At 70.1% G+C, this 25,054-nt stretch carries 23 protein-coding genes; 13 read left to right on the top strand and 10 right to left on the bottom strand.

What is annotated here, in order from left to right; genetic code table 11:
• Positions 1-133 precede the first annotated feature (133 nt).
• Entirely contained in the window at positions 134-889 is a 756-nt protein-coding gene (locus tag E1288_RS01635) for an AfsR/SARP family transcriptional regulator (protein ID WP_165967927.1), read from the top strand.
• Between the two features lie 231 nt (positions 890-1,120).
• Here E1288_RS01635 and ptsP read toward each other — a convergent pair whose 3' ends face one another.
• The gene (gene ptsP / locus E1288_RS01630) at positions 1,121-2,758 is read right to left on the bottom strand and encodes a phosphoenolpyruvate--protein phosphotransferase (protein ID WP_132479493.1); all 1,638 of its coding nucleotides are present in this window, start codon (positions 2,756-2,758) and stop codon (positions 1,121-1,123) included.
• Between the two features lie 211 nt (positions 2,759-2,969).
• Here ptsP and E1288_RS01625 point away from each other — a divergent pair, with 211 nt between their 5' ends.
• Entirely contained in the window at positions 2,970-3,245 is a 276-nt protein-coding gene (locus E1288_RS01625) for a hypothetical protein (protein WP_132479491.1), read from the top strand.
• Between the two features lie 297 nt (positions 3,246-3,542).
• On the opposite strand, the gene E1288_RS01620 is transcribed toward E1288_RS01625, so the two are convergent.
• Positions 3,543-3,875, bottom strand: coding sequence for a glutaredoxin family protein (locus E1288_RS01620; RefSeq protein ID WP_132479489.1), 333 nt, complete (start codon positions 3,873-3,875; stop codon positions 3,543-3,545).
• Between the two features lie 255 nt (positions 3,876-4,130).
• Between E1288_RS01620 and E1288_RS01615 the strand changes: the two genes are divergently transcribed.
• Positions 4,131-4,838 carry a TetR/AcrR family transcriptional regulator gene (locus E1288_RS01615; RefSeq protein WP_132479487.1) on the top strand — a complete coding sequence of 236 codons (708 nt, stop codon included), beginning with the start codon at positions 4,131-4,133 and terminating at the stop codon, positions 4,836-4,838.
• A gap of 193 nt (positions 4,839-5,031) precedes the next feature.
• Positions 5,032-5,637, top strand: coding sequence for a hypothetical protein (locus E1288_RS01610; protein ID WP_132479485.1), 606 nt, complete (start codon positions 5,032-5,034; stop codon positions 5,635-5,637).
• A gap of 84 nt (positions 5,638-5,721) precedes the next feature.
• On the opposite strand, the gene E1288_RS47825 is transcribed toward E1288_RS01610, so the two are convergent.
• Together E1288_RS47825 and E1288_RS47820 are read right to left on the bottom strand one after the other, a co-directional pair.
• Positions 5,722-5,883 (bottom strand): RidA family protein, encoded by a 162-nt coding sequence (locus tag E1288_RS47825; protein WP_207954108.1) that lies wholly within the window; start codon positions 5,881-5,883, stop codon positions 5,722-5,724.
• The gene (locus tag E1288_RS47820) at positions 5,880-6,143 is read right to left on the bottom strand and encodes a RidA family protein (RefSeq protein WP_207954107.1); all 264 of its coding nucleotides are present in this window, start codon (positions 6,141-6,143) and stop codon (positions 5,880-5,882) included. Before E1288_RS47820 ends, E1288_RS47825 begins: the two co-directional genes overlap by 4 nt.
• A 295-nt stretch (positions 6,144-6,438) precedes the next feature.
• On the opposite strand from E1288_RS47820, the gene E1288_RS49760 reads away from it, so the two are divergent.
• Complete coding sequence (locus E1288_RS49760) at positions 6,439-6,564, top strand: hypothetical protein (RefSeq protein ID WP_268951782.1); 126 nt, start codon at positions 6,439-6,441, stop codon at positions 6,562-6,564.
• Positions 6,565-6,636: 72 nt separating this feature from the next.
• On the opposite strand, the gene E1288_RS01600 is transcribed toward E1288_RS49760, so the two are convergent.
• On the bottom strand, positions 6,637-7,602 hold the full coding sequence (locus E1288_RS01600) for a hypothetical protein (protein ID WP_132479483.1): 966 nt from the start codon (positions 7,600-7,602) through the stop codon (positions 6,637-6,639).
• Between the two features lie 142 nt (positions 7,603-7,744).
• Between E1288_RS01600 and E1288_RS01595 the strand changes: the two genes are divergently transcribed.
• Positions 7,745-8,572, top strand: coding sequence for an isocitrate lyase/PEP mutase family protein (locus E1288_RS01595; protein ID WP_132479481.1), 828 nt, complete (start codon positions 7,745-7,747; stop codon positions 8,570-8,572).
• 148 nt (positions 8,573-8,720) lie between these two features.
• Here E1288_RS01595 and E1288_RS01590 read toward each other — a convergent pair whose 3' ends face one another.
• Complete coding sequence (locus tag E1288_RS01590) at positions 8,721-10,646, bottom strand: acyl-CoA dehydrogenase family protein (RefSeq protein WP_132479479.1); 1,926 nt, start codon at positions 10,644-10,646, stop codon at positions 8,721-8,723.
• Between the two features lie 232 nt (positions 10,647-10,878).
• On the opposite strand from E1288_RS01590, the gene E1288_RS01585 reads away from it, so the two are divergent.
• Positions 10,879-11,415: a nuclear transport factor 2 family protein gene (locus E1288_RS01585; RefSeq protein ID WP_132479477.1), complete on the top strand. Its 537-nt coding sequence runs from the start codon at positions 10,879-10,881 to the stop codon at positions 11,413-11,415.
• A gap of 52 nt (positions 11,416-11,467) precedes the next feature.
• On the opposite strand, the gene leuS is transcribed toward E1288_RS01585, so the two are convergent.
• Entirely contained in the window at positions 11,468-14,356 is a 2,889-nt protein-coding gene (gene leuS, locus E1288_RS01580; protein ID WP_132479475.1) for a leucine--tRNA ligase, read from the bottom strand.
• 471 nt (positions 14,357-14,827) lie between these two features.
• Between leuS and E1288_RS01575 the strand changes: the two genes are divergently transcribed.
• Both E1288_RS01575 and E1288_RS01570 read left to right on the top strand, forming a co-directional pair.
• Entirely contained in the window at positions 14,828-15,490 is a 663-nt protein-coding gene (locus tag E1288_RS01575; RefSeq protein WP_132479473.1) for a hypothetical protein, read from the top strand.
• Entirely contained in the window at positions 15,487-17,688 is a 2,202-nt protein-coding gene (locus tag E1288_RS01570; RefSeq protein ID WP_132479471.1) for a type I restriction-modification system subunit M/S, read from the top strand. Before E1288_RS01575 ends, E1288_RS01570 begins: the two co-directional genes overlap by 4 nt.
• Positions 17,689-17,696: 8 nt before the next feature.
• Here the strand turns inward: E1288_RS01570 and E1288_RS01565 are convergent, their stop codons facing one another.
• Positions 17,697-18,761 carry an esterase-like activity of phytase family protein gene (locus tag E1288_RS01565; protein ID WP_132479469.1) on the bottom strand — a complete coding sequence of 355 codons (1,065 nt, stop codon included), beginning with the start codon at positions 18,759-18,761 and terminating at the stop codon, positions 17,697-17,699.
• Between the two features lie 66 nt (positions 18,762-18,827).
• Here E1288_RS01565 and E1288_RS01560 point away from each other — a divergent pair, with 66 nt between their 5' ends.
• Entirely contained in the window at positions 18,828-19,241 is a 414-nt protein-coding gene (locus E1288_RS01560; protein WP_132479467.1) for an SdpI family protein, read from the top strand.
• Between the two features lie 110 nt (positions 19,242-19,351).
• Positions 19,352-19,522: a hypothetical protein gene (locus E1288_RS46680; protein ID WP_165967926.1), complete on the top strand. Its 171-nt coding sequence runs from the start codon at positions 19,352-19,354 to the stop codon at positions 19,520-19,522.
• 28 nt (positions 19,523-19,550) lie between these two features.
• Here the strand turns inward: E1288_RS46680 and E1288_RS01555 are convergent, their stop codons facing one another.
• Together E1288_RS01555 and E1288_RS01550 are read right to left on the bottom strand one after the other, a co-directional pair.
• Positions 19,551-20,126: a YqgE/AlgH family protein gene (locus E1288_RS01555; RefSeq protein ID WP_132479465.1), complete on the bottom strand. Its 576-nt coding sequence runs from the start codon at positions 20,124-20,126 to the stop codon at positions 19,551-19,553.
• Positions 20,127-20,331: 205 nt separating this feature from the next.
• The gene (locus E1288_RS01550; protein ID WP_132479605.1) at positions 20,332-21,780 is read right to left on the bottom strand and encodes a CCA tRNA nucleotidyltransferase; all 1,449 of its coding nucleotides are present in this window, start codon (positions 21,778-21,780) and stop codon (positions 20,332-20,334) included.
• 260 nt (positions 21,781-22,040) lie between these two features.
• Between E1288_RS01550 and E1288_RS01545 the strand changes: the two genes are divergently transcribed.
• Together E1288_RS01545 and E1288_RS01540 are read left to right on the top strand one after the other, a co-directional pair.
• Entirely contained in the window at positions 22,041-22,598 is a 558-nt protein-coding gene (locus E1288_RS01545) for an NUDIX hydrolase (protein ID WP_132479463.1), read from the top strand.
• The gene (locus tag E1288_RS01540; RefSeq protein ID WP_132479461.1) at positions 22,595-24,865 is read left to right on the top strand and encodes a glycoprotein; all 2,271 of its coding nucleotides are present in this window, start codon (positions 22,595-22,597) and stop codon (positions 24,863-24,865) included. Before E1288_RS01545 ends, E1288_RS01540 begins: the two co-directional genes overlap by 4 nt.
• Positions 24,866-25,054 lie beyond the last annotated feature (189 nt).

The raw sequence follows: 25,054 nt of genomic DNA, 5'->3' as shown, positions 1-25,054 counted from the left end.
ACGAATGTGGGCCCTGGTTCCGGCGTCCACGCCGGTGCTCGGGAACTTCCGGGGGAGGGCAGTGGCTTCCCCGCGGAGCGCCCGTTTCAGGCCTGTCGAGGGGGGAACTATGACCGGTGGAACAGTGCGTCCGATGACACGCGTGCGGGCGCGCACTCCTGCGCAGCCCGACCAACCGTTCCGGCTGTCGCTGCTCGGCGGCTGGGACCTGCAGGCGGGCGGCGAGGGCGTGGCGATGTCCAGCAACGGGCAGCGCCTGCTGGCCTTCCTCGCGCTGCGCGGGCGCACCCAGCGTGACTACCTCGCCGGCATCCTGTGGCCGGAGAGCGACGAGCAGAGCGCGCTGGCCAATCTCCGGACGACCCTGTGGCGGGTGCGCCAGCGGGCGAAGGGCGCGGTGATCAGCACCTCGCACGAGCTCCAGCTCGCGCCGCTGGTGACGCTGGACGTCGACGGGCTGGTCGCGGCCGGGCGCTACCTGGTGCGACAGGATTCGGCGGAGTCGCCCGCGGACTGCGCGGAGATCGGCCGCGACCTGGCGAGGCACGCGCCGCTGCTGCCGGGCTGGTACGACGACTGGGTGCTGACCGAGCGCGAGAGCCTGCAGCAGCTGCAGGTGCACGCGCTGGAGGTGGCCGCGGAGCGGCTGGTGCAGTCGCACCATCTGGGGGCGGCGCTGGAGATCGCGCAGGCGGCGACGCAGGTGGAGCCGTTCCGGGAAACGGCGCACTGCGCGGTGGTCAAGGTGCTGCTGCAGCAGGCGAATCCGGCGCAGGCGGTGCGCCACTACCAGCGCTACGAGCGCCTGCTGGACCGGGAGCTGGGCATCGAGCCGTCGCCGAACCTGCGCGACCTGGTCCGCCCGGTCCTCGCCCGATCCCAGGCCTGACCCCGAAAGCTCGTTCCAGGTCGGCTCCGGCACCGCGGTCGATGCTCCGCCGAGCACTGGCCGGATGAAGTGAACGGCCTGTTCACCTCACCTATCGAGACGAACGGTCCGTTCACTCCACACCACCAGTGCCCACCGACGCCGGGGGATGAAGTGAACGGCCTGTTCACCTCGCCTATCGAGGCGAACGGTCCGTTCACTCCACACCAGGCGCAGGGGCAGCCCGGCCGATCAGGCGAGGACCGTCCGGACCGCTTCCCGGGCGCGGGCCGGGGTCGCCGCCGCGAGGGCCGCTTCCGCCGCCTGCTCGAAGGCCGCGAGCGGGTGCTCGGCCAGCGCCGCGCCGACCGCCGGGACCGCCGCCGCGGCCATCGACAGGCTGGTCACGCCGAGGCCCGCGAACACCCCGGCCAGCAGCGGGTCGGAGGCGGCCTCGCCGCACACGCCGACGGGCTTGTCGAGCTCCCGCCCGGCCCGGCCGATCATCGCGATCAGTCGCAGCAGCGCCGGCTGCCAGGGATCGTTGAGCTCGGCGAGCGCGCCCGCCTGCCGGTCGGCGGCGAAGACGTACTGCGCGAGGTCGTTGGTGCCGATGCTGACGAAGTCGACCGCGCCGAGGATCTCCGCCGCGCTCAACGCCGCCGCCGGGATCTCGATCATCACGCCGGCCCGCGCCAGGCCCGCGGCCCGCACCCGGGCGGCGAACCAGGCGGCCTCGTCGACGGTCGCGACCATCGGGGCCATCACGGACACCTCGGCGCCGGAGTCGGCCGCGGCCGCGGCGATCGCCTCCAGCTGCCGTTCCAGCACGTCGGGCCGGTCGAAGGCGACCCGCAGCCCGCGCACGCCGAGCGCCGGGTTCGGCTCCACGCCCATGTCGAGGAACGCCAGCGGCTTGTCCGCGCCGGCGTCGAGCGTGCGGACGATGACCGGCTTGCCCGCGAACGGCGCGATGACCTCGTGGTACGCGGACCGCTGCGTCTCGACGGCCGGTTCCTCGCTCGCGCCGAGGTAGCAGAACTCGGTGCGGAACAGGCCGACTCCCTGCGCACCGGCCGCGACGGCGGCGCGCGCGTCGGCGCCCGATCCGACGTTGGCGATGACCTTGACCGGCTTGCCGTCCGCGGTCTCGCCGACGCCGTTCCACTCCTTGGCCGCGGCGCGCTCCGCGGCCTGCGCGGGCACCGCTTCCTCGGAGGTCTCGACCTCGCCGCTGTCGCCGTCCACGATCGCGCCGGCCACGCCGGGCACCCCGAGCACGCCGCGGACCGCCACCACCGCCGGGATCCCCAGCGCTCGCGCCAGGATCGCGGTGTGGCTGGTCGGGCCGCCCTCCTCGGTGACCAGCGCGAGCACCAGGCTCGGGTCGAGGTCGGCGGTGTCGGCGGGGGCGAGGTCGCGGGCCAGCAGCACGCTGGGCTGCGCCAGCTCGGGCACGCCGGGCGGCGTCACGCCGTGCAGCTCGGCGATGATCCGGTCGCGGACGTCCTGCACGTCGCGGGCGCGTTCGGCCATGTAGCCGCCCGCCGCGCTCAGCGCCTCGGCGAAGCCGTTGGCCGCCTCGAACACCGCGCGCGGCGCGGGCATCGAGCGGCCGGTGACGAGTTGTTCGGCTTGCGAGGTCAGCGCCGGGTCGAGCGCCATCGCCGCGGTGGTCTCCAGCACGGCCTTGGCGTCGCCCTCGACCCGGGTGGCGCGCTCGAACAGCCGCTCGGCGACAGCCTCGGCGGCGGGCCGGATGCGGGCCGCGTCGGCGGCCGGATCGGTGGGCGCGGGAGTGGCGGACGGTTCGGGCAGGGGATCGGCGACCCGGGCGACCGGCCCCGAGGCGCGGCCGGAGCTGACTCCGACACCAGTCAAACGCGACATGGTCTAGACCATACCCTTCTCGTTCGGGCTTTGGGGCGATCGTAGGCACGAGTACACCGTTCGGCCCGAACGCCGTGGCCAGCGTGAACACGCCCCGTGGCGACAGTGGTTCTTACGTCCCCCGAATGTCGCATTGAATCCACTACCGATGAGTAACAACTGAGTAGCCGTACGGATCCGACCGCAACCCCCGGAACAGGAGGCTGTGGACATGGCATTGAGCACTCAGATCACCGAAACGAAACCACGCCTCGACTGGTTCGCCGAGCCCCTGGCCGCGATCGTGAACCTCTTCGCCAGCCAGCTCTCCGAACCCGGCACGGGCAGGAGCGACGCGTCGGAGACGGCCTCCGACAGACTCCCGCCGCCGACGAACGAACTGCCCGGCAAGCCGGTTCCCATCCCGGGCGAGCCCGTCGACACCAGCCAGGCCCACCCAGCGCAGTCCCCGGTCGTTCAGACCGGGGCTGCCCCGTCTTCGGAGTGATTCCGCGTTCATGCCACCAAGACACCGCCGCCAGACCCGCGAACGGCCCGTTCACCTCGGAAGCAGAGGAGAACGGGTCGTTCGCATCATGCCTGGCCGACCACAGTTCGATCCCGTTCGGGGATCCACCGTTCGAGCTAAATTCCAGCCGTACATGGATCTTTTCGGAGCAGTCGGGCGTCAGACTGAACGGGTTGTTGCTCGCCGGTATCGCGCCACCGACGATCACAACCTGCTGAGGGCCGGCCGCAACGCCCCCCGTGCGGTCGGCCCCCAGTGAAAAGCCCGTCGGCGCGCTCAGTCCCGGGCCTTGCGCAGGCCGAGGGCCTTCAGCGCACCGTCCACCTTGCCGGGCTGCTGCTCCGGCAGCAGGTGCGGCGCCTGCTCGGCGACCGCGGAGACCACCTCGCTCGCCGAGGGGTTGACCGCCTGCCACTCGCCCACGACCACGGTCGGCACCGTCTCGTTGCCATCGGCGATGGAGCGGACCACCGCCGCCGCGCTTGGGTCCTCCCAGATGTCCAGCTCGGTGAAGGCCAAGCCCTGGCGCCGCAGCCCGGCGCGCAGCGCGGTGCAGAACGGGCAGCCGGGCCGGGTGTAGACGACGACTTCCTCGACGACGGCGGTCATCTCTTCTCCTCCAGTCATGCGTGCTGGCCGCCGCGCGGCTCCGGGCCGGTCTCGCGGCGTTGCCCCACGAGCTGCAACATCGCGGGCCCCCGAATCATTCGCGACACCGCCGCATTCGGGGCCGGAGCGAGACGATGCTCACCCCGGGGGCCGCCTCCCGAGCACGTCCGCGGTGGCGGATTCGGCCGCGTGCCCCCGGGCGAGGGTCCGGATGGGCCACAATCACGGTCGTCCACAGCGACACGGGAGTGGCACATGACCGAGGTGTCTCGACGCGGGCGGGTTCGCGCGGCCACCGAGCTCGAAATCCGCCAGCACGCGCGGGCGCTGCTCGTCGAGCACGGGAGCGACGCGGTCACGCTGCGCGCGATCGCCCGCGAGCTGGGCATCACGGCGCCGGCCCTGTACCGGTACTGCGAATCCCGCGAAGACCTGCTGCACCAGCTCTGCGACGACATCTGCGCCGACCTGGCGACCGAGCTGCACGCGGCGCTGGAACCGGCGGCCGGGGGATTCCTGGACAAGATCTTCGCGGTCTGCCGGGGGTTCCGGGGCTGGGCGATGGCGCACCCCGAGGAGTTCGCGCTGGTCTTCGCCACGCCGCGGGGCGAGGAGGGCAGCCGCAGGCAGGACCAGTTCGCCGGCGTCTTCCTGGGCATCGTCGGCCCGTTCCTGGCCGAAGGCGCCGTGAAGATCGATTCCGCGGCGGGGCTGCCGTTCGAGTTACCGGACATGTCGGCGCAGCGGGACGCCTTGGCGGCGGCGTTGTCCACCGAGGGCATCGAGGTCCCGCCGGAAGCCCTGAGCCCGGACGCGGTGTACGTCCTGCTGCGCTGGTGGGTCCGCTTGTACGGGCACGTGGCCCTGGAGGTCTTCGGTCGCTTCCCGTTCGACCTCACGCACGCCGACCGCCTCTTCGACTCGATGCTCCACGAGCTGGCCCACGAATCCGGCCTGGCCTAAGCGTTCCCGCCCGGCGCGCGTCGCGTCCTCCCGTGTTCCCGAAATCGGGACTTCAACGCCCCAGCGGTCCATTCGGGTAGACCGATCGGAGCAAGTTCCGGGGTGTTGCCGATCTTTTCGCGGTACCCGATCAACCCGCGCTCACGCCGGGCGTCCCACGGACATCGACTAAATGCTCGGGAAAGGGTGCACGATGTTCCACAAGTCGGGGCGGGTTCTGGTGTCGGCGTTGGCGGTTGGTGCCGCCCTGTTCGTCGGCGGGTGCGCCACGGGGACGGGCTCTGCCCCGCAGGCCCCGCAGCCCCCCAGCATCAACGCGTCCGGCGGCTCGATCGCCTCGGACAGCGAGGCGACGCAGAGCTCCGGCGGCGGCACCACGCCCGAGAACACGGAGACCGGCAATACCACCGAGAACGGCTCGGACGACAGCAAGGAATCCGGCAACGGCACGGGCTCGACGTCCGTTTCCGAGCAGGACATCCCGATCAGCAGCTACACGCCGGACGGCACGACGAAGAAGTTGGTGACCTCGCCGAAGGAGCTGATCCTGCCGGACTCCGCCAGCGGCGGCGCCTCGGACGTGCAGTTCAAGAACGTCACCTGGACCAAGTGGGGCGAAAACGGCGCTGAGGGCAGCGGCGACGCGTACATCACCGGCGGCGGAGCCCCGCCGGAGACCATCCACAATGTACGGATCATCGTGGACGACGCGAAGACCGTCGAGGGCGCGCGGCAGCTCACCCACTTCCTGATCATGTACCCGGACGGCACGTTCAACGAAGGCCGGACCGACTTCTGATCCCCGCATCCTTCGGCGAGACCGGAACGTTCTCGTCGAACCTGCCACCCCGGCGCGCCATGCCGGGGTGGCAGTCCCGCGCCGTCAGTCGATGACGGCGACCGCCTCGACCTCGATCTTGAGCCCGGCGTCGGCGAGGCGCTGCACGCCGATGTGGCTGCGCGCGGGGTGGTGCGCGCCGAAGAAATCGCGGTAGACCTCGTTGACGGCGGCCTGCCGGTCCATGTCGGTGTTGAAGATGGTCACCTTGACGATGTCGGTGACCGTGCCGCCTGCGGCTTCCACACCTTCCGCAGGTTCTCCAGGCACGCGCGGGTCTGCTCGGCGATGTCGCCGCGCGAGTGGTCGGGATCGCCGGGCAGCAGCGGGAAGGCAGTCGCACCGGAAAGCCAGACGGTCCGCCCGCTGGCGACGACCGCCGGCGCGAACGGCATCGCATCGCTACCTGTACTCGCGACCAACCGCGAATCCCATCCAACGCCGCGCAACTCGACCGGTTCGTTCATCTGCGCCCTCCGTTCGAAGTTCGCCCGAAACGCTAGAACTTCGACCGCACTGGAGATCAATTCATCTGTGGCGCAGCCCATAGGAGAACGCTTCAGGGCTGGTGGAAAGCAGTTGGGGCCAGGGTGACGACGACCTTGGGGGTGGAATTCGTCGACCAGGTCCTCGATGGCGAGCCGGTACTAGCCGACGTAGGGCGGAGATTCGGTGGCGAGCATGCGGCGGCAACGTTCGGCCAGGTAGGACGGCGACTATCGGATCGCCGTCGCAGCGCTCGAGATCGAGTTCACCTGGGAGATGCCCGGCTTGCAAATCTCCGTGCACGGCACCGCCGACGGCTCGACGATCGATGCACTGGTGACCGCCATCGCGAGCCAGGTCGGCACCGAACTCGCGGTGGAGACCCGGCTGACCCCGCTCTGAGGAATCGCGTCACCGCACAAAGAAGAAGCAGCGGCCCGTGGGGTGCTCGGGCCGCTGCTTCGCCTGGGGGGATCAAGCGTTGGTGATCGCCGAGATGTTGCCCTTGTGGAGGTTCTCGATCACGTTGCGGGCGTCGCGGTACTTGTAGGAGCCCGACTCGAAGAGCAGGTAGGCATCGCCCTTGTACTCCGTGATGCCCTCGGCCATGCTCGGGGCGCGGAAGCACTTCGTGGACGGCTTGTCGATGTCCGTCGCGCCCTTGTCCACCACGAAGATGTTGCTGCGCTTGTCGCGGCCGTAGGACGTGCTGAAGATGAACTTGTCCTTCGTGACCATCAGGCCCTGCGTCTTGGTGGGCACCTCGTAGCCGTGCTCCGTGGTCAGCGAGCCGTTGTCGTTGATCTTGTACGAGAACATCTTGCCGCGGCCGCCGTCGTTGAACTTGCCCGCGTACAGGGTGTCCCCGTAGCTGGAGATGAACGACGCCGCGTACACCCGGCGCCCCTGGCCGTCCTGCTTGACGTACGGGACGCCGCCCTTCTTCATGGCATCCCTGATGTCGGACAGCTTGTACTTGCGGATCGTGTCCCACTTGCCGGAGTCGCGGCCCTGCACGAAGGCCCAGCCCTTGCCGACCGCGATGCCGCCGACGTGCGACTCGGCGATGGCGATGGTGCCGACGTGCTTGCCGCTCTTCGGGTCGATGCCGACGATGCGGGCGTCCTGGCCCTTCTCGCCGTACTCCGTCACCAGCAGCAGGTCGTTGCCGCTGCCGTCCCAGTCGTGCCAGGACGCGAGGCCCTGCGGGGTGTACTTGTCCAGGCCCGGGACCGCCGGGCCCTTGCCGAAGGCCTTGTCGTAGGCCTCCGACGCCGACAGGCCGCTGTAGAACGGGCCGTTACCGCCGGCTTGCGTCTCGCACTTGATGCCCTGGTCGGCATCGCCTTCCTCGGCCGCGGCCGTGGTCGTCGCAGCGGTGCTGAGCAGGAACGCACCGCTGACCGCGGTGATCGCGACTTTGCGGAGGAGGTTGGACATCGTGCCTCTCAAACATTTCGGCATCCGTCGTACCTCCCTGTGACGCACGGGAGCCGCCACGGTTCCACCTGAGATCCACTTCTTGTTCATCCGCTGGTCGCGGCGGAGAACGCCTGTCGCCCGAGCGTGATGGACTGGGAACATGACGATCACCCAGCAGGACAAGGCAGAACTCTTCCACTCGCTGCACACCGACCGGGCCCCGCTGGTCCTGGCGAACGCCTGGGACGTGGCCAGCGCGCGGCTGGTCGAGGAGGCCGGGGCCGCGGCGGTGGCGACCACCAGCGCCGGCGTCGCGTGGAGCCTCGGCGCGGCGGACGGCAACGCGCTCGACCGGGGGCTCGCCGTCGAGCTCATCGCGCGCGTCGCCGCCGCGGTGGACCTGCCGGTCACCGCGGACGTAGAAGGCGGCTTCGCCGAAAACCCCGGCGGCGTCGGGGAAACCATCCGCCTGGTGCTGGCGGCGGGCGCGATCGGCGTCAACATCGAAGACGGCGTCGGCCCGTCCCTGCGCCCGGTCGAGGAGCAGGTCGCGCGCATCGCCGCTGCCCGCGCGGCGGCCGACGAAGCGCAGATCCCGCTGTTCATCAACGCGCGCACCGACCCGTTCCTGCGCCCGGTCCACGACGACCCGGCCGAGCGGTTGCGCGACGCCATCGGCCGGGCGGCCGCCTACGCGGAGGCCGGGGCGTCCGGGATCTTCGTCCCCGGCATCACCGATCTGGCGGTGGTCGCCGAGCTGGCGAAGAACATCGAACGGCCGCTGAACGTCCTGGCCGGGCCGGGCGCACCTGCCGTCGCGGAACTGGCGGAGGCGGGAGCGGCCCGCATCAGCCTCGGCGCGGCGGTGGCACAGGCGGCGTACGCCTTGGCGCGCAAGGGGATTCGGGAGGCGCTGGAGCACGGCACCTACGGATCGATCGCGGACGCCGTGGACTTCGGCGGCTTCAACGCCCTGTTCCGCAGCTGACCAGCGCCGCCGCGAACCCTACGTCCACATCGGACATTTGCCGGTCGATGTGCGAGGATCCCGGTCCTGCAGTGGGTGGAGGGCTCCCAATTTTAGGCAAAATCGGGAGCCCTCCCAGCGCCTGACGGAGCCGGTCAGATCCGGGTGGTCACCGGGCGTCGTGCGCGCGCTGGGCGTCTTGGCGGTCGGCTTCCGCGCCCGTGGCGATCGGGGCCGTGAGCCACTGGCGCGGGATGCCGAAGCCCGCCACCAGGTCCACCGCGTGCGGGCGGATCTGGCCGCACAGCACGTTGACCGCCTCCGTGATCGCCTTCGACCGGCGCGGCGAGATCCGCTCGTGCTCCAGGAACCAGGCGCGGTCCGCCTCGATGTTGGACAGCACGTACAGGTCGCAGAGCTTGTTCAGCAGCGCGGCGGTGCGCCGGTCGCGGCAGCGCTCGATCGCGGCGACGAACGCCTCCAGCACGATGCGGTCCACGTGCGCGCGAGCGGCGCGCAGCACGTGGTCCTGCGCGTTGTTGAAGACCTCGAACGCGTTGTCGCGGTTGGCCTTCCGCAGGCGCCGGCCCAGGCCGTCGAGCACGTGCCGCTCGCGGTCGTCGAACATCTTCAGCTGCCAACCGCGGTCGAGGATGTCGTCCTTGCCGGAGCCGTCGATGATCCGCTGCACCAGGGAACGCGTCGCGGTCCGCTCGATCACCGCGCCCACGAACTGGTCGGCGATGAACTTGGCCATGCCGAGCGTGCCCAGGTCGTCGAACTGGTCCTTGTAGTTCGTCAGCAGGCCCTTGGCGACCAGCTGCAGCAGCACCGTGTTGTCACCCTCGAACGTGGTGAACACGTCGGTGTCGGCCTTGAGCTGCGCCAGCTGGTTCTCCGCCAGGTAGCCCGCGCCGCCGCAGGCCTCGCGGCAGGTCTGGATGGTCTGCGTCGCGTGCCAGGTCGAGACCGCCTTCAGCCCCGCGGCGCGGGATTCCAGCTCGCGCTGCTCGCGCTCGCCGCTGGGCGCGTCGTGCAGGGTGGCCACCAGCTCTTCCTGCGCGAAGTGCAGGGCGAACGTCTTCGCCAGCGCGGGCAGGAGCTTCCGCTGGTGCGCCAGGTAGTCCAGCACCACGGCCTCCTCGCCGGTACCGGGCCGCTCGAACTGGCGGCGGGCGTCGCCGTAGCGCAGGGCGATCTCCAGCGCCAGCTTGGTCGCGCCGCCCGCGGTGCCGGCGACCGAGATCCGGCCGCGGATCAGGGTGCCGAGCATGGTGAAGAACCGCTTGCCCTTGCTGCTGATCGGGCTGCGGTAGGTGCCGTCCGGTTCGACGTCGCCGTAGCGGTTGAGCAGCGCCTCGCGCGGCACCCGCACCTGGTCGAAGTACAGCCGGCCGTTGTCGACGCCGTTGAGCCCGGCCTTGCGGCCGCAGTCCTCGATCCGCACGCCCGGCGCGGGCTGCCCGGCCTCGTCCCGGATCGGCACCAGCAGCGCGTGCACACCGTGGCTCTCGCTGCCGGTGATCAGCTGCGCGAAGACGACCGCCAGTCGGCCGTCCCGCGCGGCGTTGCCGATGTACTCCTTGCGCGCCGCCTCGTGCGGCGTGTGCACCACGAATTCCTGCGTCGCCGGGTCGTACGTGGCGGTGGTGCGCAGGTTCTGCACGTCGGAGCCGTGGCCGGTCTCCGTCATCGCGAAGCAGCCCGGCAGGTCCAGGCTCATGATGTCGCGCAGGTAGCGCTCGTGGTGGCGCTCGGTGCCCAGCGCGACGACCGCGCCGCCGAACAGTCCCCATTGGACACCGGCCTTGACCATCAGGGACAGGTTGCCGGGCAGCATCTCCAGCGACACCACGGAACCGCCGGTGTCGCCGCGGCCGCCGTAGGCGACCGGGAAGCCGAGGTCGGTGATGCCGGACTTGGCCAGCAGGTGCAGCTGTTCGAGGGTCTGCGCGCGGTGGCTCTCGGTGTCGAGGCCGTCGGCCGGCGGCAGCGGGACGCCGTCGAGGGTGTCGCGGACCTGCTCGCGGACGTCCGCCCAGCGGCCGTCCAGCAGCGTCGCGAGCTCACGTGCGTCGAATCCGGAGCTTCCCATCGCGGCCTCCACTCGTCGGTACCGGCTACTCCGAGCGTAGTTACTCGCCAGTAACCCTGCCATGTGAGCTAGCTCGCCGCGCCACCGGACCCGGTGAGCGTCCCCTTGGGGGAGTGCGGATCGGCCGGACGCGGCAGAAGATCACTAGGGCGCCGGCACCGGCGGCCACCCGCAATCACCCCGTTGCAGTTCGACACCCGCTGTTCTCACGAGGTTCAGGAGGTGCAGTTGCATGAGCTCGGACCCCGGCAACACCGATCTCGGCGCGATCTTCGACGAGCACTTGGCCGACGAGTTCGTCATGAAGGACGTCGCCGCGACGATGGCGACGATGACCAGGAAACCCGTGGTCAACCACGTCCCCACCACGGCGGGCGGCGTCGGCCGGGCCGCCGTTTCCCGGTTCTACCGCGACCACTTCATCGGCCAGTGGCCCGACGACATCAACATCACCCGCTTGTCGCGGACGGCCGACGCCGAGCGCGTGGTCGACGAAATGGTCATCACCTTCACCCACGACCGGGTCATCGACGCGCTGCTGCCCGGCATCGCCCCGACCGGCCGCCGGGTGGAGATCGCCGCGGTGGCGGTGATCGGGTGCGCGAACGGCAAGGTGGCCTACGAGCACGTCTACTGGGACCAGGCATCGCTGCTGGTCCAGGTCGGGCTCCTCGACCGCGACGGACTTCCGGTCACCGGCGCGGAGCAGGTCAAGGCCCTGCTCAACGACGGCCCCCTGAACCGCCTGCAGCCCGCGAAGAGCCGATGAGCTCCCGACGAAGGGCGCCTTCACCGAGAAGGCGCCCTTCGACCGGGCGGGCTCAGGCGACGACGTTGACCAGGCGGCCTGGGACGACGATGACCTTTCGCGGGTCCTTGCCGTCCAGCGCCGCGACGATCTTCTCGTCCGCCAGCGCGGCCGCCTTGACGGCGTCCTGGTCGGCCGACGCCGACACCACGACGCGGGACCGAACCTTGCCGTTGACCTGGATCGGGTACTCCAGCGTGTCCTCGACCAGGTACTGCTCGTCGGCCACCGGGAACGGGCCGTGCGCCAGGCTGTCGCCGTGCCCCAGCCGGGCCCACAGCTCCTCGGCCAGGTGCGGCGTCAGCGGCGCGACCATCAGCACCAGCGGCTCCACCACCGACTGCGGCGTGCCCGCCGCCGACGAGTACGCCTTGGTGATCCGGTTGTTGAACTCGATCAGCTTCGCCACCGCGGTGTTGAACCGCAGCGCCGAGTAGTCCTCCCGGACCCCGGCGATGGTCTTGTGCAGCGCGCGCAGCATCTCGGTGTCCGGCTGCTCGTCGGTCAGCCGCAGCTCGCCGGTGTTCTCGTCGACGACGTTGCGCCACAGCCGCTGCAGGAACCGGTGCGAGCCGATGACGTCCTTGGTCGCCCACGGCCGCGAGGCCTCCAGCGGGCCCATCGCCATCTCGTACAGCCGCAGCGTGTCCGCGCCGTAGGAGTCGGCCATCTCGTCCGGGGAGACGGAGTTCTTCAGGCTCTTGCCCATCTTCCCGAACTCGCGGTTGACCTCCTGGCCGTTGTGGAAGAACTTGCCGTCACGCTCCTCCACCTCCTCGGCCGGGACGTACACACCGCGCGAGTCGGTGTACGCGTAGGCCTGGATGTAGCCCTGGTTGTACAGCCGCCGGTACGGCTCCTCCGACTGCAGGTAGCCCAGGTCGTGCAGCACCTTGTGCCAGAAGCGGGAGTACAGCAGGTGCAGCACCGCGTGCTCCATGCCGCCGATGTACAGGTCGACGCCGCCCGGGTCGTTGGGGCCGTGCAGCTCCGGGCGCTTGCCCATCCAGTACTGCTCGTTGGCCGGGTCGACGAACCGCTCCGAGTTGTCCGGGTCGATGTAGCGCAGCTGGTACCAGCAGGAACCGGCCCACTGCGGCATCACGTTGGTGTCCCGCTTGTAGTGCTTCAGCCCGTCGCCCAGGTCCAGCTCCACCTCGGCCCAGTCGGTGGCCTTGGCCAGCGGCGGCGCCGGCTCGCTGTCGGCGTCCTCCGGTTCGAAGGTGCGCGGCGAGTAGTCCTCCACCTCGGGCAGCTCGACCGGCAGCTGGTCCTCCGGCAGCCCGCGCGGGATGCCGTCCTCGCCGTAGACGATCGGGAACGGCTCGCCCCAGTAGCGCTGCCGCGCGAACAGCCAGTCGCGCAGCTTGTACTGGACGGTGCCCCGGCCGTGGCCGTGATCCTCCAGCCAGGCGATGACCGTCTTCTTCGCGTCGGCGATGTCCAGGCCGTCCAGGCTCAGCCCGGTGGTCTCCGAGGCCGAGTTGATCGCCGGGCCGTCGCCGGTGAACGCGTCGCCGTCGAAGCCGTCCGACGGCTGCACCGTGCGGATGATCGGCAGGCGGAAGACGGACGCGAAGTCCCAGTCGCGCTGGTCCTGGCCGGGAACCGCCATGATCGCGCCGGTGCCGTAGCCCATCAGCACGTAGTCGGCGATGAACACCGGGATCTGGCTGCCGTTGACCGGGTTCGTCGCCCAGGCACCGGTGAAGACGCCGGTCTTCTCCTTGTTCTCCTGGCGGTCCAGGTCGGACTTCATCGATGCCGCGCGCCGGTACTGCGCGACCGCTTCCGCCGGGGTCGCCGCCCCGCCGGTCCAGCGGTCGTCGACCTCCGCCGGCCACGCGGTCGCGGTCAGCTCGTCGACCAGCGGGTGCTCCGGCGCCAGCACCATGTAGGTCACGCCGAACAAGGTGTCCGGGCGGGTGGTGAACACCTCGATGTGGTCGGCCGAACCGTCCAGCGGGAACCGGACGTTGGCGCCCTGCGAGCGGCCGATCCAGTTCCGCTGCATGGTCTTGACCTTGTCCGACCAGTCCAGCCGGTCCAGGTCGTCGACCAGGCGGTCGGCGTAGGCGGTGATCCGCATCATCCACTGCTTGAGGTTGCGGCGGAACACCGGGAAGTTGCCGCGCTCGGTCAGCCCGTCGGCGGTGACCTCCTCGTTCGCGACCACGGTGCCCAGGCCGGGCGCCCAGTTCACCGGCGCCTCGGACAGGTAGGCCAGCCGGTACGAGTCGACGACCCGGCGCTGCTCGCCGTCGGTCAGCTCGCCCCACGGGCGGTCGTCCGGGGTGGCGCGCTCACCGGTGGCGAACTGCTCGACCAGCTCGCCGATCGGCCGGGCGCGGCCCTTGCCGCCGTTGGCCTCGGTGTCGTACCAGGAGTTGAAGACCTGCAGGAAGATCCACTGCGTCCAGCGGTAGAACTCGATGTCGGTGGTCGCGACGCGGCGGCGCTCGTCGTGGCCCAGGCCCAGCCGGCGGATCTGCCCCAGGTAGCGCTCGATGTTCTGCTCGGTCGTGGTCCGCGGGTGCGTGCCGGTCTGCACCGCGTACTGCTCGGCAGGCAGGCCGAACGAGTCGAAGCCCATCGTGTGCAGCACGTTGCGGCCCAGCATCCGGTGGTAGCGGGCGTAGACGTCGGTGCCGATGAAGCCCAGCGGGTGGCCGACGTGCAGCCCGGCGCCGGAGGGATAGGGGAACATGTCCTGGACGAACAGCTTGTCCTCGGGGACGTCGCCCTTGAGTGACCCGACGGGGTTCGGCGCGTGGAACGTACCGCGCTCCTCCCAGAGTCGCTGCCAACGCTGCTCGATCTCGGTCGCCGTTTCCGCTGTGTAGCGGAACTGCGGGACCTCTTCGGCAACCCCGGTCGTCGAGCCCTCTGCCTGGCCACTCATCGTGTTGCGTCCTTCCCTGCCTTCTCGCCCGAACGCGCGGGTCATGCGCTCTTAGTGTGCCGCCTCCCGAAAATGGAAAACCCCCCAGGCCCTGGTGGGCATGAGGGGTCGCCGCGTCGAAGCGTCGCTACCGGACGTTCAACGCGGCCTCGCAAGAAGCAGACGCGTGCTCACGAGCCCAGGGTAACGCACCTCACCTCACGGACAACGTGATCACCTGCGTGATTCCGGCCTTCGCCGTTCCGTTCACACCACGGGTTGTTCACAGATTCGCGCACCGTGATGCGCTTTGACTGTTGGGGAGAACAGTGATCTACTGATGCAGCAGCGAACCCTGTGGCCGACGAAACCGAGCGTCGCGAACCGCAGGAATGAAAATGCCCCGGGCGGCATGCGCACTGGCGCAGAGGCGGACCCGGGGCCTACATGCCCGAGCTTAACACGAACCGACCGAACACCTGGGGGAAAACGATGTCCGGCGACTCTGCCGAATGGGTGCTCAAGACGCTGTCACCCGCGCGCATGACGCCGTATCTGGCGGAGACCGCCGGTGACGTGGACGCGGCGTTCCGCCTGTACCAGTGGAATCTGTCGGTCTGCGCTGCCTTCTACAGCCCGCTGCACTGGCTCGAGGTCGCGCTTCGCAACGCCATGCATGAAACGCTGCGAGACCACTTCGGCAGCGAACGCTGGTGGGAAGTGGTCTCTCTCGACCGCAATGGGCAGGCGAAGATCCAGGAAACCGAAGCCAAACTCAAGAAGCGGCTCGATCTGCAGGGCCGTGCCACTTCGGCAGATGACATTGTGGCCGCGTTGACCTTTGGTTTCTGGGTGTCGCTGGTCAGCCGTGGCGGCGGCTACGACCGCAAGCTCTGGGTGCCCGCGCTGCACCGCGCGTTCCCGAGCTTCTCCGACCGGCGCAGGAAGTTGCACGACGAACTCGACCCAGTGCGGCACTTCCGAAACCGGATCATGCACTACGAACCGATCTTCAACCGGCGCCTGCTGGGATACCACAACGGCATCTACCGCTTGCTCGGCTACCTGTCGACCACGCTCAAGGTGGAGACCAGACGCTTCGACCGCGTGCCACAGGTGCTCGCCGAGCGGCCCGACCTTGGTAGTGCGCGATGACCAATCGGCTCTCCGCCAGCGAAATCGCCCGCGCCGCGGGCGTCGGACGCGCCGCCGTGAGCAACTGGCGAGAACGCAACCCCGACTTCCCAGCCGCGCCGGACGGAAGCTTCTCCGCGCTGGAGGTCGCGGCATGGCTCGACAAACGCCGCGTACCTCGAGACAAGCGGCAAGCGGACGAGCCGGAAGGCACCACCTACGGCGATCGCTTCCGTCGCGCGCTGGGCCTCGCGGGCACGCTGCCATCTCGACTCGCACCACCGAAGGCCGACCCCGCCGCCGAGGTACGGAAATTCGCGATCTCCGGGCTTCACGAACTGCGTGGAGCCGCCGCACGGGCCAACTACCAGGAGTTGATGCTAGGTCTGCTGCAAGCTCGAGCAGGCGAGCAATGGAAAGTCATCCGCGCCGAGCTGCAGCGTCCAATGGGAAGCGAACGGATGCGCCGAACACTCGCTCAGCTGGAGAAACTCGGACTGCGCTTCGTCGAGGAGATCGATCCGAGTCGTGCCATGCAGATCGTTGAGAGCCTCGACCTGATCAAGGACGCAGAGAACAGCACGACCACTCTTCTCGACGATCTGCTGGAGGACTTCGCTGAGTTCCAAATGACCAGCGAATTCCACACCCCGCGCTCGATCGTCCGGACCGTCACCGAGTTGCTGCAGCCAACCGGTGGCGAAACGATCTACGACCCGTGCTGCGGCAACGGCAGCTTCCTGGCCGCCGCAGCCGACCGACCCGGCGCACGGGGGAAGATCACCGGCCGAGCGTTGGCCCCGTTTTCCTGGCAGATAGCGCGCATGCGCTTGGCGATGCGCGATATCGATGCCGACCTCGGTGACGGGCCCTGCAACGTGCTCCAGCACGACGTGGATCGTGACCGGAAGTTCGACGTAATCATGACCAATCCGCCGTTCGCCATGCGGGACTGGGCGGAGCAGCTAACCGATCCGCGCTGGCGGTACGGAACACCGCAGCGCAACCGCGCCAACTTCGCGTGGATCCAGCACGTCATCGACAAGCTGGCACCAGCCGGTCGGGCAGCTGTTGTGATGGCTCCTGCCGCGACGTTCGCCGGTGGCGTGGAAGCAGACATCCGTCGCCAACTGATCGACGCGCAGACGGTCGAGGCCGTGATCGAACTACCCCGGGGTCTTTTCCGATCCACCGGTATCCCGGTTGACCTCTGGCTGTTGCGCGCACCGTCGCAATCCGACGATCGGGTGCTCTTCGTCAGTGCCAAGGACCGCGGCCGCGCGACCAGCCGAGTCCTGCGCGAGTTGACGGATGCGGAAATTGACGAGATCACCGCAGTCCACCGGCAGCATCGCCTAGGGGAGGCGGTGCTCGAACCGGGATTCGCTCGCACCGTCCACCTCTCGGAGATCAGTCGGCAGGACTACCAGCTGCAGCCAGCGATATACCTGTCCAGCCCACAGGCCCGGTTCCACTCGACGGAGTTCGCAACCGACGTAACCGGACAGCATCAGCAACTGTCGGAGTTGACCCACCGCTCGGCGGTGCTGAAGAACCTGGTCTCGCGGCAGCTCGACCGCGTTGACCTGGCAAGCCTCGCGACGAGGAACAGCCGCCCGGCGCCTCCGACTGTGCTGCTCAGCGAGGTCTGTGACGTGCTCGCCGGGCCGAGCGGCATGCTTCGCGAAATCCCTGCGGACGCGGCCGGGATACCGGTTCTGACTCCGCGTAGCCTGCGCCGGAATCGGCTCGTGCAGGAGGATTTGGAACGCGTCGACCCGATCGCGCGAGAGAGGCTGGCCCGCTACCTGCTCAAGACCGGTGACATCCTGTGCTCGCGAACCGGCACTATCGGCCGGACCGCGCTTGTCACAGGCGAACACAGGGATTCGCTGTTCGGTCCGGGTTTCCTCCGGCTGCGACCCAACGGGCCAGAACTGAGCAACCACTACCTGCTCCACTACCTCGCCGCAGAGTGGGCGCAGGACTGGATGGACGAACACTGTTCCCGAACGACGATCCCGAGCCTGAGCGCCAAGACCATGCGGCAGTTGCCAATCTGGCTGCCTCCGCTGGATCAGCAGGAGGCGATCACCGAGATCATGTCCAGCCTCGATGAGCAGCTTGCTCTGCAGGACGAAATCGCCGACACCGCGGAACGGCTCAAGTACCGCCTCGGGCAGCTCATAGGTGCCGGCGACTTCCCGCTGAATGACTGAATCTGGGGCTACCTCACGGACAACGTGATTACCTGCGTGGTCTGGTTCGGGGCGAAGTTGTCGTCGCTGACCAGCACCAGGCTGCGGCGGCCGTCCGGTAGCCGCGGGCCCCAGGTCATGCCCTCGACGTTGTCGATCGTGCTCAGCCCCAGGTCGGCGAGGTCGGCCACCAGCTCCTTGCGGACCGGGCGCACCTCCGCGTCCGGCAGCGACGAGACGTGCTGCACGTCCGTCGCGCCGCGGGTGGTGATCCGGTAGATCCGGATCGAGTTGCCGACGCCGGTCACGAACGAGCGCTCCGCCACCAGGTACCCGTCGCGGTCGGCCAGCAGCGCGCTGACGCCGTTGTTGGCGAAACCGCCGGTGGGGGACTCGGCGAACACCGGGTCCAGCGGGTAGGCGTACTGGCCCTGCACCCAGCCGGACCGGGACTGCACGGTGATCCGGGACAGCGCGCCGTGCTCGACGGTCGGCGACTCGCCGTCCTGCAGCAGCGGCCCCTCCATCGCGGTGACCACCCGGCTGCCGCCGGCGGCGAACGTCAGGCCCTCCAGCACCTCGTTCTGCTTCGGCCCGGCGGTCGGCTCCATCCGCAGATTCGCCGGCAGCGGCAGTTCGTGGGCGGAGTGGCCGCCCGCGCCGACGCTGGAGATCGACGGATCGATCAGCTGCCCGGCCCGCTCACCCTCGCTGGTCCACCAGATCGTGCCGGACCACGGATCCCAGCGGACGTCCTCCGGGTCCACGGTGCCCTTCGGGTAGGTCGTGCCGTCCGGCCGCAGCAACGGCAAGGTGGCGGTCAGCCGGAAGCCGCCGTCGTCGAAGCGCGCGGTGTAGAACCGCGCGGGCTGCCGATCCGAGCGGTCGTCGCTGATCAGCACCCATTCGCCGGTGCGCGGGTTGTAGTCGATGCCGGAGAGGCCGCCGACCGTGGTGCCGTCGAACTCCATCGCGTGCGGCAGGGTCAGCTCGCCCACCAGAGCGACCTCGTCGGTCTTCGCCGCCGCCGGTGCCGCCGCGGCGACCAGCAGTGAGACGGCCAGCAGACCGGCCGGGACAATCTTCTTCGCCATGTGGGTCAGCACACCTGACCAGGGTGTCCGGCAGGTAGCGATGAGGTGGCGGCTTACGCTGTCGGGGTGTTCGCTGTTCAGGTGATCCTCTGCGCGCTCCTGGTCCTCGGCGGGGCAGCGCTGCTGTTCCTCGGTTTCCGCGGGCTGCGCGGCCAACTGGTCCGCAACCGCTACATCGGTGTCCGCACCCCCGCCGCCATGCGCAGCGAGGACGCTTTCGAGCTCGCCAACCGGGCCGCTGGGCCCGCGATGCTGGCGGGCGGCGCGATCGCGGTGCTCGCCGGTGTCTCGATGCCGATGCTGGCCGCCACCTCCAGCGTCGTGATGGTCGCGGTGTTCGGGCTGGTCGGCGCCTTCGCGCTGATGACCGTCGGCGGTGTGGTCGGCAACCGCGCCGCCGAGGCGATGCCCGCGCCGGTGCCCGCCGCCGGCTGCGGTGGCTGCGCGGGCGGCTGCTGCGGCGTGCCCAAGCAGAGCTGACTTTCTCGACGCGCTGCGCGGCGTGCCGCCGGACGCCTTCGTCTGGCTCGAGGTGCCGCCGGAACGGTTCGACCTGCTGCACGAGGCGGCGCGGCTGCTGGACCGACCACGTGATCCGGGCCGAACGCCAGATCGTCTCCTGCGACGAGCTGCTCAACTCGGTGCTCGCCGCCCAGTTCGCCCGGGCCGGGCTGTGGCAGAACGAGGACATGCGCAAGATCTCCACGTGTCCACAGGAAGCTGTCCACAACTCTGTGGATAACTCTCAGATCTGGGGATAACTCACCCATCAATCCACAGGTCCGGGGACTAGTTGAGCTTGACGTCGCCGGGGTGGGTGGCGAGGAAGGCCAGCGGCGGGCCCTGGCGGCGGAGGACCCGGCCCCAGAGCTCGGTGCCCGGGTCGGCGATGACGTCGTCCGGCAGGGCCGGCACGACGATCCAGTCGCCGCGGTCGATCTCCCCGGCGAGCTGGCCGGGCTCCCAGCCGGCGTAACCGGCGAAGAACCGGAGGCCGCGGGCCCGGGGGACCAGTTCGGCGGGATCGCCGTCGAGGTCGACCAGGCCGACCGGCCCGCGGACGCCGACCATGCCCGTGATCGCCCCGACGTCCTGGCCCGCGCGGAGCGCGGCCAGGCAGATCGCCGTGCGCTGTTCCACCGGCCCGCCGACGAACAGCGACTGCGGCTCGCTCGCGTGCTCGCCCCACTTCGGCAGCACGTCGTGCACCGCCACCTCGCTCGGCCGGTTCAGCACGACGCCCAGGGTGCCCTCGGCGCGGTGGTGGATCACGTAGACCACCGTCCGCCGGAAGTTCCGGTCCAGCAGCTGTGGGGCAGCGACGAGCAGCGTCCCCGGTTCCACGTCCGCGTCTGATCCCACCATCGCATGATCTCACTGGTTGCCCGTGCACGAACCACCCTGACCGAAACCAGGTCCGCCGGCACCGCCAGGGGAGCCCGGATCCCGGCAACAACGACTGCTCAGCAATCAGCGATCACAGGGAAACTTACTCTTCATTAATATTAAAACCTTCCGACCTGCGGATACGTCTCCACCGGACAGGTGGGCGGTGCCGAGGACCGATGGCTCAGGGAACCTCGATGCCCTGTTCGCGAGCCCAGTTGAACAGCTCCTCGACGGCCTCGTCGTGGGACATCGGGCCGCGGTCCAGGCGTAGCTCTTTCAGGTGCTTCCAGGCCTGGCCCACGACCGGCCCGGGCTCGACGCCGAGCAGCCGGATGATCTCGTTGCCGTCCAGGTCCGGGCGGACCTTCGCCAGGTCCTCTGCCGCGGCGATCCGCGCGATCCGCTCCTCCAGGTCGTCGTACGCCCGCTGCAGTGCCGACGCCTTGCGCTTGTTCCGGGTCGTGCAGTCCGCGCGCACCAGCTTGTGCAGCCGGGGCAGCAGCGGGCCGGCGTCGTTGACGTAGCGGCGCACCGCCGAGTCGGTCCACTGGCCGTCGCTGTAGCCGTGGAAGCGCAGGTGCAGGAACACCAGGTCGGCGACGTCCTTGATGACGTCCTTCGGGTAGCGCAGCGCGCGCAGCCGCTTGCGGACCATCTTCGCGCCGACGACCTCGTGGTGGTGGAAGCTCACGCCGCCGCCCGACTCGAACCGGCGGGTCGCCGGCTTGCCGATGTCGTGCAGTAACGCCGCCAGCCGCAGCACCAGGTCCGGCGCGCCGTCCGGATCTTCCGCCTTCTCCAGGTCGATCGCCTGGTCCAGCACGGTCAGCGAGTGCCGGTAGACGTCCTTGTGCTGGTGGTGCTCGTCGATCTCCAGCTTCATGGCCGGCACCTCGGGCAGCACGTGGTCGGCCAGCCCGGTCTCCACCAGCAGCTCGATGCCGCGCCGCGGGTGCTCGCCGCACAGCAGCTTGGACAGCTCGACCTGCACCCGCTCCGGGGTGATCCGGGTGATCTGGGTGGCCATGTCGGTCATCGCCGTAACCACCCGGTCGGCAGCGGTGAAGCCGAGCTGCGAGACGAAGCGGGCGGCGCGCAGCATCCGCAGCGGGTCGTCGGCGAAGGAGTCCTCCGGCGCGGCCGGGGTGTCCAGCCGCCGCTCCGCCAGGTCGGCCATCCCGCCGTGCAGGTCGACGAACGTGCGGGCCGGCAGCTCGATGGCCATCGCGTTCACGGTGAAGTCGCGGCGCACGAGGTCGCCCTCGATGGTGTCGCCGAAGGCGACGTCGGGATTGCGGCTGACCCGGTCGTAGGTGTCGGCGCGGAACGTCGTGATCTCCACGGTCGTGCCGTGCCGGTATGCGCCGAGCGTGCCGAACTGGATCCCGGTGTCCCAGATCGTCTCCGCCCAGCCGGTCAGCAGCTCGCGGACCTGCTCCGGGTGGGCGTCGGTGGTGAAGTCCAGGTCGGTGCCCAGCCGGCCCAGCAGCGCGTCCCGCACGCTGCCGCCGACCAGGTACAGCCGGTGGCCCGCGGCGGCGAAGCGCTGCGCGAGCTCCTCGGCGATCGGTGCGACCTTCACCAGCTCCACGACGGCGTTGCGCTGCGCTTGGCGCTCCCGAGCCTGCAGCTCGGCGGGCGTGGCGGAGTCGTGGTGCGGTGAGGAAGGGGACACGATGTACCAGGGTATCGGCTGCTCAGGAGGCCCCCACCGGCTACCTGCGGCATGCGCGCATGCGCACTCGGCCACTCCGGCGCCGGACGAGCGGAGCAGCCGGTTGACCCGGCCGCGCGAACGGGATCGCGGGAGGTCGCCGGGGCCGCCGGCGACGGCCGTTCGCCGAGCGACCAGCTCCACTCGGAGGCGCTGATCGCACTACCATCGGCGGCATGCCCCCGTCGCCCGGCCGCTCCGGCGGTACCCAGCCGGGGCGTCGGAACCGGCGCCGGCGGCGCAGGCTGCGGACCGTCGACGAGACCTCGGCCGGTGGGCTGGTGGTGAACGGCGTCGAAGGCCGCGCTGCGATCATCGGGAGGCTGGACCGCAAGGGACGACTGCTCTGGTCGCTGCCGAAGGGCCACATCGAGGCGGGCGAGACCGCGGAACAGACCGCGGTGCGCGAGGTCGCCGAGGAGACCGGCATCATCGGCCGGGTGGTGGCCCCGATAGGCACGATCGACTACTGGTTCGTCGCGGGCAACCGGCGCATACACAAGACCGTGCACCACTTCCTGCTGGATGCGGTGGGCGGAGAGCTTTCCGACGAGGACGTGGAGGTCACCGAGGTGGCGTGGGTGCCGCTTGGTGAACTGGACGAGGTACTGGCCTACGCCGACGAACGTCGGCTGGTGCGCCGCGCGCTGAGCCTGCGCGACGGCGAAGCAAGCGAGGCGGGCGAGCGGCTCGGGGCCCGGCCGGCACGAGGTAGCGGAACGGAGCCGGGGTGAGGTTTCTGCTTGCCGCGCTGGTCGCGGTGTTGCTGTGCGCGATGGTTCCGCTGGTCCCGGCGCCGCAGGCGGCCGCGCAGGGCGAGTCTCCGACCGTGCTCGACGTGACCAAGATCACGCCATCCGTGGTGGGTGCCGGTTCGCCCGGCGAGGTCGTCATCACCGGCCGGCTGACCAACACCAGCGATCACCAGATCAACAACGTCGAGGCCCGCGTCCAGCGCGGCAACGCGACCACCACCGAGCCCGCGGTCCAGCGCGCGTTGCGCGACGACCCGGCCACCGTCACCGAGCCCGCGTTCACCTCGGTCGCCGACCGGCTCGCGCCCGGCCAGCAGATCCCCGTCGAGCTCCGCATCCCGCTGACCGGCCCCAACTCCCTGCAGCTCAGCCAGCCCGGCGTGTACCCGCTGCTGGTCAACGTCAACGGCGCGCCCAGCGGCGGCGGCCGCGCGCGCATCGCCCAGGCCCAGTTCCTGCTGCCGGTGCTCGCCACCCCGGGCGGCGAGCAGGCACGCCCGGGGCAGCCGACCGAGACCAGCATGCTGGTGCCGATCGTCGACTTCCCGCGGCTGGAGCGGGAGGCCATCGGCGGCATGCCCGCGGTGCTGGTGGACGACCAGCTCTCCGCCTCGCTCGCGCCCGGCGGCCGGCTCTACGACCTAGTGCAGGCGGTGACCGACCGCGCGGGCCCCGGCTCGCCGGTGGGCAACGCCCTGTGCTTCGCGGTCGACCCGGACCTGCTGATCACCGCCCGCGCCATGAAGGACGGCTACCTGGTGCGCCAGCCCGACAACTCGCTGGTCGAGGGCATCGGCGCCGGCGCCGCCGGCCTGTGGCTGAGCAAGCTGCGCGAGGCCACCAATGGGCGCTGCGTGATGGCGCTGCCCTACGCCGACGCCGACATCGTGGCGCTCGGCCGCGCCGGGCTCCCCGACCTGGTCAAGGGCGCGCTGGACGGCGCCAGCCTGTTGCGCGACCCCAACATCCTGGGCGTCGAACCGCGCGGCCTGCTCTGGCCGGTGGAGGGCTCGCTGGCCGATCCGGCGATCGCGGATCTGCCCCGCACCGCACTGCTGGAGCCGCGGGCGCTGAACCTCCCCGCCGGATCGTTGTCGCCGGTCCGGGTGCGCGGCCAGAACATGGCCGCCGTCCCGATCGACCCGCTGCTGACCAGCGCGCTCGACCCGCTGCACGACACGGAGCTGAAGGTCACCACGCTGTCGCCGCCGCAGAACGGGCAGCTGTCCGCTCAGAACGCACTCGGCGCGCTGGCGTTCCGCGCGACGCAGGGCCAGGTGCCGGGCGCCACCTCGGTGCTGGCGCCGCCGCGTCGCTGGAACCTCCGCGGCGACGACCTGCGCGCCCTGCTCGATGGCATGCAGCAGCTGCACGAGGCCGGGCTGATCCGGCTCACCCCGGTGCCCGAGCCGGACCCGGCCACGCTGCCGGAGGCCGACCTCGACTACCCGGTGGACGCCGGTTCGGCGGAGATCCCGCAGCCGGTGCTCGACCAGCTCGCCGCGCAGAACTTCAAGGTCGGCGACCTCTACGTGTCCTCCCAGGAGGAGCGGTCCAGCCCCGTCCAGCGCGGCCAGGTCACCACGCCGCTGCGCAACGGCCTGCTCCGCGGCACCGCCAGCGCCTGGCGCGGCAAGCCCGACGCCGCGCGCCAGTGGGTGGACCGGGCGACCGGCGCGATCAACGACGTGCTCAGGCAGGTCCGCGTCGAGTACTTCGAAGGCCAGGTCACGCGGATCGATTCGGCCGACAGCCCAATCCCGCTGACCGTGGTCAACGACCTGCCGATCACGGTCAGTGTCGTGTTCCGCATCCCGCAGGTGCCCGGCGTCCAGGTCCAGCACGACTTCGGCGGCCCGGTCACCGTCCCGGCCAACGGGCGCCGGCCGGTCTGGCTGCCGACCAACGCGCAGCGGGCCGGCAAGTTCACCATCGACGTGACCGTCACCACTCCCCAGGGCGGGACCCAGTTCGACACCACCAAGCGGCTGCAGATCGAATCCACCAACTACGGCTCGCTGATCCCGATGCTCACCGGGATCGCCGCCGCGGTGCTGGTGCTGATGTCGGCGATGCGGATCATCAAACGGGCCCTGGCCAGGCGCCGCCGGGCCGAGACGGCCGCCTCGGCCGACGCCGCTGAGCCGGTGGAACCCACCGACGCAGCGACGAACGGCGCGCCGCAGGACAGCACGCCGGAAGCCCCCCACATCGCCACCACCGACGGTGATCGGAACCGGAACTGAGATCCTGAGCGGGGCCACGCCCATCACTCGTAGGTGTGGACCTCGATCGAACGACAGGACCGGTGCGTGCACTCGGTGTGCCGAGGGGCGAAGGATTTGAGGCAGTGAACCGAGACAGGGATGCCGGACGGTTCGGTGGTAACCCCGGACCGCCCAGGCCCGCGCCGCGCCCGGCACCACTCCCCGACG

Source organism: Saccharopolyspora elongata (assembly GCF_004348985.1).
In the GTDB taxonomy this organism is placed as follows: Bacteria; Actinomycetota; Actinomycetes; order Mycobacteriales; family Pseudonocardiaceae; genus Saccharopolyspora; species Saccharopolyspora elongata.
The sequence above is the reverse complement of the archived record's forward strand: the minus strand, read 5'-3'. Positions and strand labels throughout refer to the sequence as shown.